Source organism: Marinoscillum sp. HNIBRBA16962 (assembly GCF_057801515.1).
In genome coordinates, this window is sequence record NZ_CM173603.1 from 2,867,307 (window position 1) to 2,884,511 (window position 17,205).

The window sequence follows — 17,205 nt, forward strand, 5'->3', positions numbered from 1 at the left end:
AGAAATTTCGTACCTTTTCTGTTAGTTCATGTTCTATAAACCAACTCTGAAAAGCTATGGCCACAATCAACCTGAAAGTGAATGGAAAACAGCAGTCGGTAGACGTAGACCCGCAGATGCCGCTGCTCTGGGTGATCCGGGATTTCCTCGGGCTCACCGGCACCAAGTTTAGCTGCGGCATTGCCCAATGCGGGGCCTGTACGGTCCACCTGGATGGCGAACCGGTTCGTTCCTGCGTGCTGCCCGTATCCGCTGCGCAAGACAAGTCCGTCACGACCATCGAAGGGATCTCGGAGAACAACGATCATCCTGTCCAGCAGGCGTGGATCGCCGAGCAGGTGCCGCAGTGTGGCTACTGCCAGTCCGGACAGATCATGAGCGCCATCTCTCTGCTGGAGAACAATCCCAATCCCTCAGACGAAGACATTGATACCGCTATGCGGGGCGTGCTTTGTCGCTGCGGGACGTACCCCAGAGTCCGAAAAGCCATCAAAAAAGCCGCAAACACCTAAACCAGCTGAGCTATGAAAACGAACGTATCACGAAGGAAATTTATCCAGGTATCTTCTGCATCGGCCGCATTGCTGGTGATCGGGTGCACACCTGGCCAGGGAAATGAGGTTCAGAACCTTTCGTCAGCCGGTCCCCTGGATCTGAACCAGTTTATCACCATAGATGGGAACGGAGCAGTCACGTTGTTTAACCACCGTCCGGAGATGGGACAGGGTACCTTCCAGTCCATCCCGATGATCCTTGCTGAGGAACTGGGCGTGGACATCCTGTCTGTACAGATCAAACAGTCTGCCGCTAACCCTGAGCTCTATGGCCGACAAATGGTGGTGGGGAGTCACAGCATTCAGAGTGAGTTTACCAACATGCGAAGGATGGGCGCAGCTGCTCGTGACATGCTGCGTCAGGCAGCTGCTAATCAGTGGAAGGTGGATATGAACGAATGCACAGCGGCGGATGGAGTTGTTACGCATCCTTCCGGAAAAAAGCTGACCTACGGTGAGCTCGTGGCTGATGCGGCCAAGCTGAAAGCTCCCGCCGATCCCCAACTGAAGTCCGTCAAAGACTTTACGATCATCGGTCAGCCCGTACCACGCCAGGACATCCCGCTGAAAACGAACGGAGAAGCAAAATTTGGGATTGATATCTCGGTTCCCAACATGCTTTATGCATCCGTGGAGCGATCTCCGGTGTTTCTGGGTGCCATAAAAAGCTACGACGATACCGCCGCGCTGAAGGTGCCGGGAGTGACGCATGTTTTTAAAACCTCCCGCAACCTGTTTGGTCATGACCGGGAAGGAGTGGCCGTGCTGGCAGAAAACTACTGGGCGGCACTACAGGGGAGGAAAGCCCTGAAAGTAGAATGGGATCAGAAAGGACTGGAAAAAGAGTCTACCGAAACGATCTTTAGCCGTTACAAAGAAGCTAGTAAGAAACCCGGAGATGAATTGTATGCTTCAGGAGATGCTACACAGGCATTGGCCAACGCTACGGACGTGCTGGAAGCCGTTTATGAAATGCCTTACCAGGCCCATGTGCCCATGGAGCCGATGAATGCGGTGGTTAGTGTAAAAGAGAGTTCGGCAGAGTTTTGGGGTTCTACCCAAAATCCAAATGGTACACGTTCTTACCTGTCCCGCATGCTGGACATTCCCGAGTCCAACATCAGGATCAACTACACCTTTATGGGTGGCGGTTTTGGTCGGCGTTCACGGACCGATGTGGCGGAGGAAGCTGCGGACCTTTCACGGAAAAGCGGTCGGCCGGTGAAGGTAATGTGGACAAGAGAGGATGACCAGACACAGGGACCATTCCGCGCTGCTTCGCTGAACGTTTGCCGTGGCAGCCTGGATAAGGATGGGAATGTAGAAGCGCTCGAGCATAAAGTCGTCGCCCAGGAGATCCGTAACCAAACCGGTGACGACATGACCGCCGGGCGACAGCTGATGGGTGGGATCAATACCGAGTACAGTATTCCCAACCTTTCGGTAAAAGGGGTATTGCAAAAGCATTACGTGCCCATTTCGTACTGGCGGGCAGTGTATCACTCCACCAATCCCTTTGCTCATGAGAGCTTTATCGACGAGCTGGCCCACAAAGCAGGAAAAGATCCGCTTGAGTTTCGGTTGGCTATGATGCAAGGTCATCCGCGGTTCAGGCGAGCATTGGAAACTGTTCGTGAAAAAGCCAGCTGGGGGAAGAAGACTGCTGGCATGGGAAGAGGTCTGGCGATCTGTGAGCGCTCAGGAGCCCACTTTGCGATGGTTGTAGATGTGGTCAAAGAGAATGATCGGATCAAACCGGTGAAGATCACCACGGCGCTGGACCTGGGTATATGTGTGAACCCGGATACGGTGAGAGCCCAGACCGAAGGTTCGATCGTTATGGGGCTGACAGCCGCTATAACCGGGCTGACTATCGAAGAAGGTAAGATCAAAGAGCAAAACTGGAATACGTATCCGCTGCTGACCATTGGTCAATGTCCGGAGATCGTGACCCAGATCATCGAAAGTGATGCCGATCCGGATGGAGCAGGGGAGAGCGGTCTACCAACGGTAGCTCCAGCGTTGGCGAATGCCATTTTTGACCTCACAGGCAAGCGGATCAGGAAGCTGCCGATGGATTTGAAAGTTTGACTGTTGACGTTGACTTTTCCTCTGATGGCGATGGACTTGCAACCCCCTTTCTCCCCCTTTTCTAAGGGGGACTTCCATGATTTGAAGGTTATCGAAAGGATAATTTATTCCCTTTTTAAATTATAAGAACTTTTCGCCAATTCTATTGAAAAATGATAATTTGTAGCGATCCCCCTTAACAAAGGGGGGGAAGGGGGTTGTATTTAATCACCCAATCCGCTCCCAGGGCCCCGTAATAGCCAGCGTTAAGCCAGGCCCCTGGATATTTACAAACAGGGTGCTGCCATCCGGGGAGAATACACTTCCGGCAAATTCGGACTTATAACCAACATTTCGGGCAATGTGATACATCTCACCTTCAGGGCTGATCCCTACGATCCGGGGCGTGGACTGGTCCTCACAGAGTACAATATGGCCGTTCCCCGCTACCGTAACATTATCGCAGCTTGATACTATTTCAGTATTGTTGGGCTCTACAAAGATCTCCAGCTGACCGGGACTGTCTTTTTCTCCAATCTGTCCTTCTTTAGGGCTCGGTATGTATCGAAAAACCTGACCATGCTCTTCATAACCGCCGTTGGTACAGGCAAAGTAGACCTCATCATTTCCATACCACATGCCCTCACCACGGGCAAATCGCGCAGCTCCCTGCTCAAAACCTCTCAATCGCAGATCATCATCCGGAGCATCTATACCATCAATATCCTGCCACACTACGTCGTACTTTCGGCTTATTTCCATTCGTTCCGTTTCAAGATCTTTCCAGTTTCGGGTATCAAATGAAGGTTTATCTTTGATCACCAGCACCTGCAGCTTTCCGCCTTTATGGAGCTTTCCTTTTTCTTTTGGTAAATACCGGTAGATAAGACCATCATGGCGATCTTCTGTTTGGTAGACAATGCCTGTTTCCGGGTGAACGCAAACGGCCTCATGATTGAACCGGCCCATTTGAGTGATAGGAATCGGTTCGACCAATGAAGCTCCTGCCGGCACCTCAAAGTTGTATCCGTGGTCCTTCTCCAGGATATCACCGGCCCGGAGGGTAGTTTCTTCACAGGTAATCCAGCTGCCCCATGGGGTAGGCCCACCCGCGCAGTTCCTTATGGTTCCTGCCAGGCTTAGATGCTCGGAAATAACCGCTTGTTTCACAGGGTCATAAATCACTGTGGTAGTACCACCAAGCCCTGGCGCTTCGCCTTTACCAAAGTCGTAAAACCCGGCTTTATCTACCTTACTCAGAAGGCCCATATCTTCACCAAATGAGCCATTGATGTTATCTCCCGGAGATACTTCATGATTGCGAATAAGGATAACGTTTCCGTTTTCTCCTGGAAATGCCGCCATGCCATCCGGATTTCCCGGAACAAGCAAGCCATCACTCATTGGGTTGCCGCGTGAGGAAATGATCTTATACCTGAAACCTTCCGGCAGTTCCAGGATGCCATCCGGATCCGTTTTAAGCGGACCATATCCTTCGCTCAACGCTGAGGGAAAAGATTTGTAGTTGACGCCTTCTTTCTGTGGGCTGACACATTGTGATACAAAAGACTGCAGACTAAAGAACCCGGCGCTGACCAGGCTGCTTTGCTTGATGAATTTTCTTCTTTTCAAAATACAATAGATTAAGAGGTGGTTATCAAAGATAATGATCTTTTGATGACGGAGAAGAAGTGGAATTACATTAAAAGATGGGAAAAGAATCACACATTTTTTAGAAAAATCCGAAGGCTTTGGTATTTTAGCAAGCCTAAAATTGAAGATAACCGCCTAACGCTGTTAATGATTGTCCTCCGAATTACCATAGTTTTCTTTCTCTCGATACTTTCATTCCATATCCTGGCTCAGCAACATTTTTCATCACAGGACCTTCAGCTTGTTCGGTTAGTGGATAAGACACTTCAGGAAAACCACATTGACTATGAAGTACTGCAGCCGCTCGTAGCCTCCAGATTTCCTGTCAACCTCACCAGGCAGCTCGATCCGGCAGGAATTTACCTGACGGATGTTGAGTCCGGAAAGATCTATGACCTGTTTGACGCTGAAAAATTTGGAGTTCAGTCTGACCATTCCCGGTCACAGTTGGAAACTATCAGGTCTATATTTAAGTCTTGCTTAGAAGGTGCTAAAGAACTGATGCAGGAGTTGCCAAAGCTGGATTTTTTTCAGCCGGATAGTGTCTTGCTGTCTGTCAGTCAGGACTCAGTGGTTTTTGCTAAGGACAAGGAGGATTTGGAGCAGAAATGGAAGCGACGTTTAAAGTTGCAGGTATTGTATAAGTATCAGGAAGACTCTGCTATTTTGGAATCTTCACCCGCTGAGGTGAATCGCTATCTGAATGATCGCGTAAATTTTGAGATCCGGTCTGAGCTCTGCAAAGTAGAATCATTGCTCATTGAGGAGCGGCTATCCAGATATGTATTGAATGCTTACCTGAAAGCTTATTGCCAAAGTTTTGATCCGCATAGTGATTTTTTGACACCTGAAGAAGAGTCAAACTTCATTTATAGCCTGTCGAGTGAGTATTATGGGGCGGGGATCACCTATAGGAAGGATGGAAATAAGTATGTAATCACCCAGGTGAGCCCGTTTAGTGATGCCAGCAACCATGAGATTCGGGAGGGGGATGAGATTACAGGAATTGTTGTGGAGGACCAGTTGGTCGCGCCTTCCTGTATTACCCTTGAAGAACTGGACAGACTTTTTTACGGAGAAGATGTAAGTGAACTGAAACTTGAGCTAAGATCTTCACACGACCGGCAGTTCAGGCGATTCGAACTAACCAAGGGACTGGTCAACAATAGCTTAAATCATACTTACTCTTTTCTCCTTCGGGACGATAGTATTCAATTGGGCTACATCCAGTTTCCGGCTTTTTATGCTTCGGTCACACTTGAGGGGAGGAGTTCTTCTGAAGATCTGGCGCTTATTCTCCTTGATTTTAGAAAGCGAATGTTGGATGGTGTGATTGTGGATCTGCGAAACAATGGCGGAGGTTCTATTCAGGAAGCCCACGAGCTGATCAGCTACTTTACGGATTACGGTCCTCTATTTACCTTGGTAACCTCTGAAAATAAGACAGGTAGCCTGGTAAAGGACACTAAAAAAGGTAGTTTGACCGATGGGAAGGTGATCTTTCTTGTAAATTCCCTTTCTGCTTCAGCTTCTGAACTGGTGGCTGCGGCTATGCAGTCTTATCCCAATACGCTGATCGTAGGGTCTCAAACATTCGGTAAAGCTACCGGCCAGGTAGTAGTGCCGGTAAGGACCCAATATGCACAAGAATCTCAAGGGGCAGTAGTTGTCACCAACTTGAAAATATATCGTTTCAACGGATCAAATTATCAGGGAACAGGTGTACAGCCGGACATTGAATTGCCAACTTTATTATCCAGGGATCTGGTGAGTGAATCTTTGCTAAGTCATCCTTTGAAGCACAAAAGAGTGGGAAAGTCATATAGGCCTGTTAGGAATAGAAACGAACCGATCGATCACCTTCGGAGGCAAGTGTCCCAAAGAAATTCATTGGCTGCCATTGATTCATTGAGTCGTGTGATCAGCTATGGCCTGTCAGATTCCACCGTAGTCTCACTTCGGTTTGGAACTTTTGATCATGTGTTCAGGCATTTGGATAATCCATTGTCTGAACCAACCACTGATTTTGAAATTATACCCGTAGAAAGCAACGAGACGTTTTTAAGTGAAAGCGAACGAATAAAAGTCTTAAAATCCAAAGACCCTTTTCTTAAGGAAACCTTTCAGATATTTAAGGATTGGGTTTCAATAACCAATGAATAGTTATGAGAATTGTCTTAATTATAGCATCAATTAGTATTTTGTTTGTCGTGCATGCCCAGGAACATCCTGCAGAGCACATGAGTGAGCTTGCCGCAAATTATGACCAGATCAATAAAGATACCTGGGATTATATTCGTCAGGTATCTCGTGGAAAAAATGCAAACAGGATTGAAAAAAGGCGTAGAGACCTGGTAGAGACCTTGCGAAAAGCAAAGTATGAGGCCAGTCGTGTAAAACCATACAAAGGCGATAACTCACTGAAGCAAGCTTATGTAAACTATCTGAATCTTTCGTATCACGTAATTAATGATAATTACAGAAAAATTGTGGATCTGGAGCGAATTGCCGAAGAGTCGTATGATGCTATGGAGGCCTACCTGCTTACAAAGGAGCGAGTAAACCTAAAAATGGACTCTGCCCAGGAGGAGCTTAATCGGGCCCAAACGACTTTTGCCAGTAAGTATAACATTCAGCTTACCAGTGAGGACTCCAGGATTTCCAGGAAACTGAATAATGCCGGCCAGATCAACAGCTATTACAATAGAGTTTATTTACTTTTTTATAAAAGCGCTTTTTATGAAGGAAAAATGTTAGAAGCGGTCGCAACTGGAAATGTGGGGGACATAGAACAGTACAGGCAAACCCTGGAAATAACCAGTAAAGAGGGGATGGAAGCTATCAAAAAAACAGATGGATACCATGGAGATCATTCTTTAAAGAATGCTTGCTACGAAATGGTAGAGTTTTATTTCGGTGAGGCAGTTCGCTATATGCCTAAACAGATCGATTTTTTCACTAAAAAAGACCGGATGGAGACTCTGGTCAAGAATTTTGAGTCAAAAAAGAACCCCACTCAGCAGGAAATAGATGAATATAACCAATCGATCAATGACTATAACAATGCCATTGGCTCCTTCAATGAGACCGGTGAATACCTGAATAAATACCGAACAAAGCGTCTGGAAAATCTTAATAAAACCATCGATGATTTCTATAATAAGCATTTGTAGGGCAAATGTTTGACCTTGGGGAGGAAAGTCGTCTTTCTCACAGCCATAAAAAAAACCCGCTGGCAGATCCCGGCGGGTTTCAAAAATGCAATTGTCATTCAGTGAATTACTACTTTCTTCCCAGCATGTAGCCCACCGCACCGCCGGTGATGGCCATCATGACTGTTGAAACTACCGGATCCACCAGTGCGGCAGTCAGGTTCATGATGTTGCTGGTAGCATACATGCTCAGGTTGATAGCCAGTCCCAGGATCAGCCCCAGCACCGCTCCGGTCTTTAAGCCGTCCATGAAGGTGGTGACCTCACCCACGCTACCAAAAATATAAACCAGAAAGTAGGCCTGTAGAATGTTGCCCACTATCAGGGCCCACCAGATCATCTGATCTTCTTCCCGGTACACGCCGGTAGCAGAACCACCATTAGCGGCATAAAAATCCATCAGCAGGAAGCCATAAAACAGCGATCCCAGCAGAAATAACACGACAAATCCCACCAGGGTTGCCAGTACTCGGTTTTTTGCACTCATAAGTATTAGAGGTTACGTTAGTTTATTAAATATAATCATACCGTACCGGTTTTTGAGAACATCAAAGAAGGTTTCGGCTCATTGTCAGGGATCAGGCGGTTCGGGGACGGCAGTCAGCGTGTCTTAGGTTTATTATCATACGATAAGCGGAGGGGCTGCTTAAGGTTTAGGTCCTTTTCCTAACCCGATAATTGCTTATTGTATCAAATGAATGCTTAAACCGCTCAGGTTGGGCGGGGGTCAGATAAAATTTCCGACCATCTTTGAGCTCCAATAAAACAGAGCCCCCTGTTTTGCTGGCCTTTAAGGAAGTGATACGCTCTTTTGCTCCAACCGATTTGACTTTTACCCTCGGTGCAATTGTGTAATACTTATATTCCGGAGATTTTTCCCTTAGTGTGCGTATATAGCCTGCCAGGTCCGCACTTTCACCGTAGCTGTCGTGCTCTTTCACAGATGTTTCGACCTGCCGACGCGTTTCTTCGGGTGTTAGGTACCGGACGGAATCTATTTTACTGAACTCGAAAAACCGGGTGTGAAAAGGTGGTTTTCTGAGATAAACACCCTCCGAAGTGATCGTATAGGAGATAAACATCCTTAATGTTGCTCCAATAAGTACATAGAGAAAAAGGATCATGATCAATAAAGGGAAAATTACCACCCAGCCGAAAGAAAGATCTGCCCCTTCGTCCGTAGCAAACACAAAGATCAAAAGGGGAGAGAAGACAATAATGAATCCAATAATGATGGGAATATAGGCGCCCGGTCCGGTTTTAGCACGAAAGACTTCTTTCATATACTACAGGTTTTTAGGTGAAAATAGGCAATTATCAGGTTGATCCAGAAACGGCCGGACAATTTGTTATTGACAAACGATCGTTAATCTGGGAGTGGACGTATATTCTTTTACCGAATGACAAATGTCAGCTTAATTTTATTTAAGAATCCCTAAATTTAGATAGTCCAACGGCGAGGTACATACCAGTAATGAAGTGAAACCTTTTTAAAACGTTAAAGTGCTATGATCGACTACTATAAAAACATTGACAAACCATTCGGCGCAGTATTTGGGGAGCCGGAGCATGATGTAAACAATCCGGAAGTTTTAGCCGAAGATGTACAGTTTGGGGACTGGACTGTAAAGGTAAGCGGGAATCTGGAGCACGACGATCCACCGTATTTGATCGAGGCTGGTCGTCTGAAAGAATCTACCTGGATCTCTCATATGATGGAAAAATCCTGGGTGGATATGAACACCTTTATGGATGCCTACTTTTTTGCACTGGGAAAAGCAGGGCAGGAGAAAGTGGAGATTAAGGTTTATTGACGGTCTCCTGATTGTAACGCCTTTTCACACTATCAATCGTCAGAGGTACTCCTTCGGCCTACAAACAGGTCATTGACAGGGAGTCCGGACGGTGGCTTCTCTATTTCTTTTAGCCCGAGCAACTGGGCATACTCCCGATAAAGCCTTCTGGTCTTTTTCCCAAAAATAGAAAGATGCAGGAGGATCATCCGGTCATCGTTCAGTACCACGCAAAGCTTAAAGTTCGTGGAGCCACGTTCCATTTTTTCGTTTAATAAAGTCAGTCCTTTTAAGTCCTGCATGTCAAACGATTCCGAGTGTTTTTCATAAAACCCGTACGTGGTATGGTGCATCTGATGACGGTCGAAAACAATGTAACTTTGAGGGTCCAGCGCCTTCCGCCACAAAATACTTACAACAAGACCGATTACTGAAACGATAAATGTCTCGGGAGGTAAAAGGATATGGGCATTTATAAGGGTAAGGACAAAAATAAGAACAGGAATAAGAACCCAGCACAAGCTAACCAGACCAACCAGGAAGGTGCCGAAAGGCGATCCGGGCCTGAATTTTACAGGGAAGGTACTCTTGCGTATCTGAAAGGGATGAAACAGGAGCAGGTACTGCATAAGAGTTTGTAAGTGATAGGTGATCCACCTGATACTCAATATTTTTTTCATCCTCTAAAATTAGCAAAACCTGGAATATGCGCTTATGGACAGCGATCAGTATGACCATTTTACGGGTAAAGAGTAAGAGGCTCTCAAATCGTAGCATTTGCTGTTACCCTTTAAAACGGTGAGTCTTTTTCCTTTACCAGCTCATCGTAGATTAACGTTTCGGCTACTGCAGGAAAACGTTTAAAGATCCAGCTGATAAGCTTTCCCTGCATAGTAAGGATAATATCCCTTTTACGTGTCACGATGGCATTAGCTACATGAGTGGCCACTGCTTCTGCCGGCATCATTTTCTTTTCATCTCGTGGAGACTCAGCCTGGGGCATACCGTCTTTGTTCAGGGAGTTTTTCCGAATTTCAGAGGCCGTAAAACCGGCATGCACGGTCAGTACGTGTAGGTTTTTCTTCAGGTTTTCTACACGTATCGTATCCATAAACCCATCCAGGGCATGCTTGGACGCGGAATATCCGGTTCTGCCCGGTAAGGGAGTGATCCCGCAAATAGACGAGATAGCTACCAGGCTGCCTTTTGATTCCAGCAGGTATGGCAGGGCATATTTGGTGCAATAGACCGTACCCCAGAAATTGGTAGCCATCACCTTCTCAAGCACTTCCAGTCGTACATCCAAAAAACTGGCCCTCATGGCTATACCGGCATTGTTGATCAGAATATCCAGCTTACCATACAGATGGAGCGTTTCATCGATGAGGTTTTTGCAGTCTGCTTTGCTGGTCACGTCAGTGGTTACTACAGAGGCCGTGCCACCCAGTGAGTGGATATCGTATGCAAGCTTCTCCAGCTTCAGGTAGTTGCGAGAGGCCAGGACCAGTTTACAGCCCAGCTTGGCAAAATGGACTACCATGGCTCGACCTATCCCTGAAGATGCACCGGTCACAATAACCACCTTGCCTTTTAGTGGAGAGCGGAGCAGTTGGCTATTCATTCCGTCTTTTTTGGAGGCGGGATTTTGCAATTGAAAATGAGCACTCATTTGTTTAGTTTTTTTATGTAACAAGTACTGATCTTATGTTGCCGGTAGTCAAACTCAGACCAAAGATTCCGAATATTAAAATTGGTTTCTAACTCCTTTGTGCTTTCCACATATTTGATCTTTCTTCTGATAACAGCATTCAGTATTTTTTCAAAAATCAAGGCGTGGACCCCTTTATTTTGATATTCAGGCTTTATAGCTATCAACAAGAGGTCGAGGGTATTGGTTTGGCGTAATGCCCGATAAATATGCCAGGGTCCGAAGGGGAAAAAACGTCCTTTCATTTTGATGAGGGCTTCTGCCAGGTCTGGCATGGTCAGTCCAAACCCCACAATGTTGCCATCTGCGTCTTTGACCAGAGCAATCAGATCAGTGGAAACAAACGAAATGAATTGCTCATAGAGCTTACGGAATTCATTTGCCGACAAAGGAGTGAACCCCTCCAGGTGAGCATAGGATTCATTGAGCAGGTTACGGAGCTCTTCCGTATACCTGATGAGTTCTTTCTTGCTTCGAATGTTTGCTAATGTAAGTCCATACCTTTGTTGCACCATTTTTGAGCCTCTGATAAACTTGTCAGGGACCTGTTCTGGTATTTGAATGCGATATTCTACCCAATTAAACTCCCGTGAATATCCGGCCTTTTCGATCAGGTTCTGGTAGTAGGGGTAATTGTAGCTGGAAAAAGAGGTAGCCATCTCTTCAAACCCCTCAACCAAAACACCAGACCGGTCAAATGAAATGAAGCCCAGTGGGCCATGCAGGGAGCTAATGTTCTCCTCCCTGCACCATGTTTCCACGGCACCAAACAATTGCCTGACAACCTCCTGGTCATTTATAAAATCCAGCCACCCAAAACGGGCTTCTTTTGAATGAGCCTCCTGACTGATGATCCCGGCAATCCGTCCGGCTACCTTTCCGTCCTTTTCTGCCAGCCAGTAGCTGGTTTTAATTTCCGGATAGGCTCCATTGTGATGTGATAAAAGGTTATTCCGCTCATCTTTCAGCAAAGGAGGGACGTACCTGGAGTTCCCGTAGTAAAGATGCAGGGGAAATTTCATGAATTTGTCCAGGTCCTTTTCAGACCTCACTTTTTTCAGAGATATCATCTCGCTTTTATATGGTCAAAAGTTAAACGACGTTCCTTATTTATTTTATGATAAAAGTCATCCTCGCATATACAACGGTTTATTTTTGTTTTCGGATGTAAAAGACTTTTGAATTATCCGCAACTGATCAAAATCATTTTGCTTATGATCCAGGTCATAAATTATACGTTTAAAAAAGGTGACCTTCGGTCAGGAAATAGCCTGATTCAATGTTTACACTTAGTAAAGAATTTCGGTTTGAAGCCGCCCACCGGTTGGTTGATTACCAGGGTAAATGCGCAAATCTTCATGGTCATTCATGGAAGGGGTTTATTGTGGTAGAGTGTGTCCGTTTGGATGAAAAGGGATTTGGAGTAGATTATGCGGATCTGAAGCAGATCATTGCCCCGATGGTGAAGGACCTGGATCACGCCCTCCTGACCAATGGGAGGGATGAGGAGCTGATCCGTTTATGCAAACATAACGGATGGAAAGTATGCCGGTTTACCGATAATCCCACTTCTGAAGTGGTTGCGAAGTTTTTGTTTGACAGCTGGAGGTCTCTGGTTAATGATGAATCACGCGGTATTCGATTGAAAAAAGTCATTATAGAAGAAACCTGTACCAGCCGATGTGAGTATACTGATTAAATTTGTCCTTTACGTTAAGTGAAAATCATAGTTATCCTATATGCTTTAACTTAAGGAAATGATTTTGCTTAACTAAACGACATTGCAATGCACAATAATATACTCACAGATTAATGAAACAGTATGCCTTAGTAACCGGAGCGAGTCAGGGGCTTGGGAAGGCTTTTGCAGTTGAACTGGCCAGGCGAAAGATAAATACCATTTTGGTGAGCTTACCAAATGAAAATTTGCAAGCTCTAAACTGTGAGCTCATCGACCAGTATCAGATAGATTCCCATTGCTTTGAAACAGACCTTTCCGTTACTGAGAATGTGGTGACATTGGCTAAACAGGTCAACCAACAGTTTAATATATTCATGCTGATCAATAATGCCGGGATCGGTGGATCAAAAGTATTTACTAAAGTAGAAACTTCATATCTGACCAATATTATCCAGGTAAACATTGTCGCCACTACTGTTTTAATCCATAAGCTTCTGCCTAATCTTTTGCGACAACCGAAAGGGTACATTCTCAACGTATCCAGCCTGGCGGCTTTTAGCCCCATGGGGTTTAAGACGGTTTACCCCGCATCAAAAGCATTTATTTACCACTTTTCGCGAGGGTTGTCAGAGGAGCTAAAAGCCACCTCTGTGTTTGTCAGTGTAGTAAACCCGGGGCCTATGGCTACTAATGGTGGAGTCAGCAGGAGGTTAAAAAAGCAGGGAATTCTTGGGAAGCTGGCTTTGTCCAATGTAGAAAACATTGCTAAAACGTCATTGACCCAGCTTTATAACCGGAACCCGGTGATCAGAGTCAGTAATCCGGGCAGATTGCTTTTGAAGTGGTTGCCGCTGTGGATCAAATTGCCTATAATGACCAGGAGGATGAAAAGGGAGGCGGACAATTGAAAACCATATTCGTTACCGGTGTAAGTGGATTACTGGGTACAAACCTTATATATGACCTACTGCAAAGTGGCTTTCAGGTAAGGGGCTTGCTTCGTGACAGGTCCAAATACAAAGGCATAAACCATGCTAACCTGAAGCTTATTGAAGGTAATCTATTTGATGACCTGTCAGATGCTCTGGAGGGAACCGATGTGGTCATTCATGTGGCTGCTGAGACCAGGCAAAACCTGACCCACTTTTCGAATTATCTGACTGTAAATGCACATGGTACAATGAGTTTACTGAATGCGGCCATGCAGTGCAAGATCAAAAAATTTGTATTTGTCAGTACCGCCAATACGCTGGGTTTTGGTTCGTCGGATGATCCGGGAAATGAACAAAAGAAAATAAAGCCTCCTTTTGATACATCGTTTTATGCCAAAAGCAAACTGGAAGCCGAGAATCAGCTGCTGCAAAATGCAGGTAACCTGGATATTGTGATCATTAATCCCACATTTATGTTGGGTGCCTATGATACCAGGCCGAGCTCAGGGAAGATTATCTTAATGGCCTTGAAAAAGAAGCTGGTACTTTATCCACCGGGTGGAAAAAATTTTGTTCACGTAAGGGATGTTTCACGAGCTATATTAAAGAGCATAACCCGCGGGCGAAGCGGAGAGAAATATGTCATTGCGAATGAAAACCTTACCTATGAGGAATTCTTCAGGAAAATGAAAAAAATAACGGGGCAGGGTACGGTATTGGTAAAAATCCCCAGGGTTTTGCTGGTGATCATGGGTTTTTTTGGGGATATTTTTCGGTCCATTGGGTTCAAGACCAGTATAAGCTCCACCAATATGAAAATACTATGCGTCAATAATTTTTATTCAAATGAGAAGTCAAAAAAGGAGCTGGGTGTGGATTATCATTCTGTTGACACAGCCATAGAAGACGCTATGACCTGGTTTGAGAAAGGGTTTCACCGCAAAGATGCCAAGCCCTAGTGTCAAGTCCAGTGTGCTGTTTGGGGTAAGTTGCAGTTATTTTTTTGTTCAGGCAAGCGGTTCCCCGCCGGGACGAGGAATATGCGGATAGCCATAGCTATGTAAGTATTTCTCAACGCAGTATAAGCGAAAAAGAACAAAGCTTGGCCCCAATAAAGCATGCTTGACTTGACACTAGCGTCTCGGAGAGTTTGCCTGGCGAAGGGTGGCGCGCAGCCCAAACTACCTTTGTGACCTGGGGAGATTGAAACTCCCGACCCACTGATTAAGAGTCAGTTGCTCTACCAGCTAAGCTACAGAGTCATGTGATCCGCAAAATGAGGAAAACAACTTATCCATGACCAAATTCCGCAGATAAATTGCTCATTTAACTCTTTCCTTAATGGTTATCAGCTCACTTGTGGCACCCAAATCAGCTTCTTTGTGTATTTCAACGGTGATCCCTCTTATTTTACCATACCTCTTTCCATTCGTAAATTGGTCAATAAATTCTTTTTTTAAATCACTGGACAGTATTAATGGTTCCGCTTTATCTCCAAAATAAAAAGTGGTTTTAAACGAACCCGGCCATATGGAGACCCAGCAAATTGTTTTGGCTTTTTTGGTGACTTTGTAGAGCCAGTTGTTACCATCTTTGTAGTATCGCCATTCAGCAGAAAATGACGGATGATCTGTGGTCAGTAGGTTTATAAAATGATCCCATGCCGCTTTTACATCACCCAGATGGCGACTTAAAACCTTATCATCGGGGTATTCATCTTGGTTGTTTAAGCTAGGCTTTTCCATTGATCTAATTTGATTGCTTTATCTGATCGTGTATACAGGTTTAATTATGTTTACTGTGCCTCCAGCGACATACAGATTTCCGTTGTACGGTTCATCAACAGACACAAGCTCTCCCGATCTAAACTGAGAAAACCCGCTTAAGCAAAAGGTGCAAATGAGGATCAGGAATAAAGCAGAGTTTTTCATGGCCGTATGTATTTTGTCAATACAAGTTCCGACATAGAACCGTGAATTTCAATGACTTGTGTCAGTTCATCGAAAATAAATTTTCAAGGGCCATTCACACCGCTTATGAAAGGAGAGGAGAGCGGTGTAAGGCCGTTTTCAAAAGAAGCTCCACCTTCTTATAATATTGATCAAAACGAAAGTGTAAGTCCCAGTGTCACGTCATTAAAGAGCTCATCAATAGGAACTATTGGTTCAGGGTCATAGATGTTTTGATACATAGCGGTAATACCTATATGTTCAGTGAAATTAAAGGTTATTTGTGAGCTGGTTGCCAATCGAAAGTTTTCAGGCGAGGTTAGCTTTGGTTGATAGTAGGCACTAACATCCAGGTCAAACCTCGTGGCAAATTCTTTTTTGAAATTGACATATAGCATGCCTCGTATATTTTTCACTTCTACAGGTCTGGGATCAGCGGGAATCAGGGTGGAGTCTGACGTCCCGGCATAGTTCCACCTTTCGGACTCATAAAATACACCTGCACCGGCAAAGAATCCCATATCCTGCTGCTGGTATAAGCGTCCACGTAAATTAACACCTCCCGCATATTTCATGTCCAGGCCTCTGATTTCCTGCCAAAGCATAAGCAGGTATGGTTCCAGCGCCCAGTTATTTGTATCAGAGAGTCTTTTATACTCCAGGTACACAAACCCGCCACTCATAATATCCTCATCGCCATAGCGTGCGTATTCCAGCTTGTTAGCAACGGTAATACCATTATTGCCCATCCGGATGGAGATGTCTGATGTGTTCTCTATCTCGATGAAGTTCGCTTTTACATTACGGTAGCGTATACTGGGGATGAAATTTCCTTTAATCACCTTTGAGGTATCCAGAATGACATTGAAGGTTTCCGTATGAAGGACCTGAGCGTGTGACAGGAAGCTTACAAAAGGTAAAGAAAGGATGACAAAGAGTTTATAGGTTGGGGCATTCATAGACGGTGATATATTTGGTTTCTCAATATATTGTCAGGTTTTTAAAAATCTCGTAAAAAGTTTGTTAGTCTACTGCTATAACTATTTTTGTTCAGAATCAGAGTAAAACTCTCTTATCCAGTGACATGAAGCTGTCATTCTCTGGTGTTAAATTGCACTAGAACAATTTTAGTTGATTATGGAATTTGTCACTAGCCAAAAAGTAACCAACCTGTTGTCGGGTTATCCTAAGGAAGCTTCAGAAAAACTGATAAAACTGCGGCAACTGATTGTGGATACTGCTGAAGATACTGAAGGCGTCAGGAAGCTTGCAGAGACCACCAAATGGGGCGAACCAAGTTATGTCACTAAGACTGGTAGCACCATCCGAATGGACTGGAAGCCGAGAACACCGGATAAGTATTACCTGTACTTTATCTGCAATACAGAACTGGTGAATACTTTTCGGTTCATTTTCGGTGATGAGTTTACTTTTGAAGGGAACCGCGCTATTGTATTGGATCTGGAAAAAGACATTCCGGAAGATGCCCTGAAAAGATGTATCACATTGGCTCTTACTTATCATAAGGTAAAACACCTGCCTATGCTTGGGGAGTAAAAGAAACCTTCATTATCCCGCCCCTTTGATTTGTGTGCTTTTAGAATAACCGATTGGCTACTGACCCTCTCACGCAATAAATTACCTGACCCATTT

Annotated in this window: 17 protein-coding genes and 1 tRNA gene; 9 read left to right on the forward strand and 9 right to left on the reverse strand. The window is 45.1% G+C overall.

Annotation, left to right across the window (positions count from 1 at the left end):
• The first annotated feature begins 56 nt into the window (after positions 1-56).
• Together AC3E9V_RS12055 and AC3E9V_RS12060 are read left to right on the forward strand one after the other, a co-directional pair.
• Positions 57-512 carry a (2Fe-2S)-binding protein gene (locus tag AC3E9V_RS12055; protein ID WP_488753454.1) on the forward strand — a complete coding sequence of 152 codons (456 nt, stop codon included), beginning with the start codon at positions 57-59 and terminating at the stop codon, positions 510-512.
• A 12-nt stretch (positions 513-524) separates the two neighbouring features.
• Positions 525-2,645: a xanthine dehydrogenase family protein molybdopterin-binding subunit gene (locus AC3E9V_RS12060; RefSeq protein ID WP_488753455.1), complete on the forward strand. Its 2,121-nt coding sequence runs from the start codon at positions 525-527 to the stop codon at positions 2,643-2,645.
• A gap of 207 nt (positions 2,646-2,852) precedes the next feature.
• On the opposite strand, the gene AC3E9V_RS12065 is transcribed toward AC3E9V_RS12060, so the two are convergent.
• Positions 2,853-4,256 carry an alkaline phosphatase PhoX gene (locus AC3E9V_RS12065; RefSeq protein WP_488753456.1) on the reverse strand — a complete coding sequence of 468 codons (1,404 nt, stop codon included), beginning with the start codon at positions 4,254-4,256 and terminating at the stop codon, positions 2,853-2,855.
• A gap of 168 nt (positions 4,257-4,424) precedes the next feature.
• Here AC3E9V_RS12065 and AC3E9V_RS12070 point away from each other — a divergent pair, with 168 nt between their 5' ends.
• Positions 4,425-6,440 carry a S41 family peptidase gene (locus AC3E9V_RS12070; RefSeq protein WP_488753457.1) on the forward strand — a complete coding sequence of 672 codons (2,016 nt, stop codon included), beginning with the start codon at positions 4,425-4,427 and terminating at the stop codon, positions 6,438-6,440.
• Positions 6,441-6,442: 2 nt separating this feature from the next.
• Complete coding sequence (locus AC3E9V_RS12075) at positions 6,443-7,450, forward strand: LIC11966 family surface protein (RefSeq protein WP_488753458.1); 1,008 nt, start codon at positions 6,443-6,445, stop codon at positions 7,448-7,450.
• Positions 7,451-7,559: 109 nt separating this feature from the next.
• On the opposite strand, the gene AC3E9V_RS12080 is transcribed toward AC3E9V_RS12075, so the two are convergent.
• Both AC3E9V_RS12080 and AC3E9V_RS12085 read right to left on the reverse strand, forming a co-directional pair.
• Positions 7,560-7,976, reverse strand: coding sequence for a DUF1761 domain-containing protein (locus tag AC3E9V_RS12080; protein ID WP_488753459.1), 417 nt, complete (start codon positions 7,974-7,976; stop codon positions 7,560-7,562).
• 166 nt (positions 7,977-8,142) lie between these two features.
• The gene (locus tag AC3E9V_RS12085) at positions 8,143-8,772 is read right to left on the reverse strand and encodes a hypothetical protein (protein WP_488753460.1); all 630 of its coding nucleotides are present in this window, start codon (positions 8,770-8,772) and stop codon (positions 8,143-8,145) included.
• A gap of 225 nt (positions 8,773-8,997) precedes the next feature.
• On the opposite strand from AC3E9V_RS12085, the gene AC3E9V_RS12090 reads away from it, so the two are divergent.
• Positions 8,998-9,303, forward strand: coding sequence for a hypothetical protein (locus AC3E9V_RS12090; protein ID WP_488753461.1), 306 nt, complete (start codon positions 8,998-9,000; stop codon positions 9,301-9,303).
• A 32-nt stretch (positions 9,304-9,335) separates the two neighbouring features.
• Here AC3E9V_RS12090 and AC3E9V_RS12095 read toward each other — a convergent pair whose 3' ends face one another.
• The 3 genes from AC3E9V_RS12095 to AC3E9V_RS12105 form a co-directional block, all read right to left on the reverse strand.
• A complete protein-coding gene (locus AC3E9V_RS12095; protein ID WP_488753462.1) occupies positions 9,336-9,962 on the reverse strand; it encodes a hypothetical protein in 627 nt (208 codons plus the stop codon).
• A gap of 110 nt (positions 9,963-10,072) precedes the next feature.
• Positions 10,073-10,951, reverse strand: a complete 879-nt coding sequence (locus AC3E9V_RS12100; RefSeq protein ID WP_488753463.1) for an SDR family oxidoreductase — start codon at positions 10,949-10,951, stop codon at positions 10,073-10,075.
• Complete coding sequence (locus AC3E9V_RS12105; protein WP_488753464.1) at positions 10,948-12,060, reverse strand: hypothetical protein; 1,113 nt, start codon at positions 12,058-12,060, stop codon at positions 10,948-10,950. The genes AC3E9V_RS12100 and AC3E9V_RS12105 overlap by 4 nt, the downstream gene beginning before the upstream one ends.
• 209 nt (positions 12,061-12,269) lie before the next feature.
• Between AC3E9V_RS12105 and AC3E9V_RS12110 the strand changes: the two genes are divergently transcribed.
• The 3 genes from AC3E9V_RS12110 (at position 12,270) to AC3E9V_RS12120 (ending at position 14,562) form a co-directional block, all read left to right on the forward strand.
• Complete coding sequence (locus tag AC3E9V_RS12110; protein WP_488753465.1) at positions 12,270-12,689, forward strand: 6-pyruvoyl trahydropterin synthase family protein; 420 nt, start codon at positions 12,270-12,272, stop codon at positions 12,687-12,689.
• A gap of 113 nt (positions 12,690-12,802) precedes the next feature.
• Positions 12,803-13,579 carry an SDR family NAD(P)-dependent oxidoreductase gene (locus AC3E9V_RS12115; RefSeq protein WP_488753466.1) on the forward strand — a complete coding sequence of 259 codons (777 nt, stop codon included), beginning with the start codon at positions 12,803-12,805 and terminating at the stop codon, positions 13,577-13,579.
• Positions 13,525-14,562 (forward strand): NAD-dependent epimerase/dehydratase family protein, encoded by a 1,038-nt coding sequence (locus AC3E9V_RS12120; RefSeq protein ID WP_488753467.1) that lies wholly within the window; start codon positions 13,525-13,527, stop codon positions 14,560-14,562. Before AC3E9V_RS12115 ends, AC3E9V_RS12120 begins: the two co-directional genes overlap by 55 nt.
• Before the next feature lie 231 nt (positions 14,563-14,793).
• Here the strand turns inward: AC3E9V_RS12120 and AC3E9V_RS12125 are convergent.
• The 3 genes from AC3E9V_RS12125 to AC3E9V_RS12135 all read right to left on the reverse strand — a co-directional run bounded on the left by AC3E9V_RS12125 (position 14,794) and on the right by AC3E9V_RS12135 (position 16,511).
• Positions 14,794-14,865: transfer RNA gene (locus tag AC3E9V_RS12125), tRNA-Lys, on the reverse strand.
• A gap of 60 nt (positions 14,866-14,925) precedes the next feature.
• The gene (locus tag AC3E9V_RS12130; protein WP_488753468.1) at positions 14,926-15,348 is read right to left on the reverse strand and encodes a DUF3788 family protein; all 423 of its coding nucleotides are present in this window, start codon (positions 15,346-15,348) and stop codon (positions 14,926-14,928) included.
• 356 nt (positions 15,349-15,704) lie between these two features.
• The gene (locus AC3E9V_RS12135; RefSeq protein ID WP_488753469.1) at positions 15,705-16,511 is read right to left on the reverse strand and encodes a DUF481 domain-containing protein; all 807 of its coding nucleotides are present in this window, start codon (positions 16,509-16,511) and stop codon (positions 15,705-15,707) included.
• Positions 16,512-16,689: 178 nt separating this feature from the next.
• Here AC3E9V_RS12135 and AC3E9V_RS12140 point away from each other — a divergent pair, with 178 nt between their 5' ends.
• Positions 16,690-17,109, forward strand: a complete 420-nt coding sequence (locus AC3E9V_RS12140) for a DUF1801 domain-containing protein (RefSeq protein WP_488753470.1) — start codon at positions 16,690-16,692, stop codon at positions 17,107-17,109.
• The last annotated feature ends 96 nt before the right edge of the window (positions 17,110-17,205 follow it).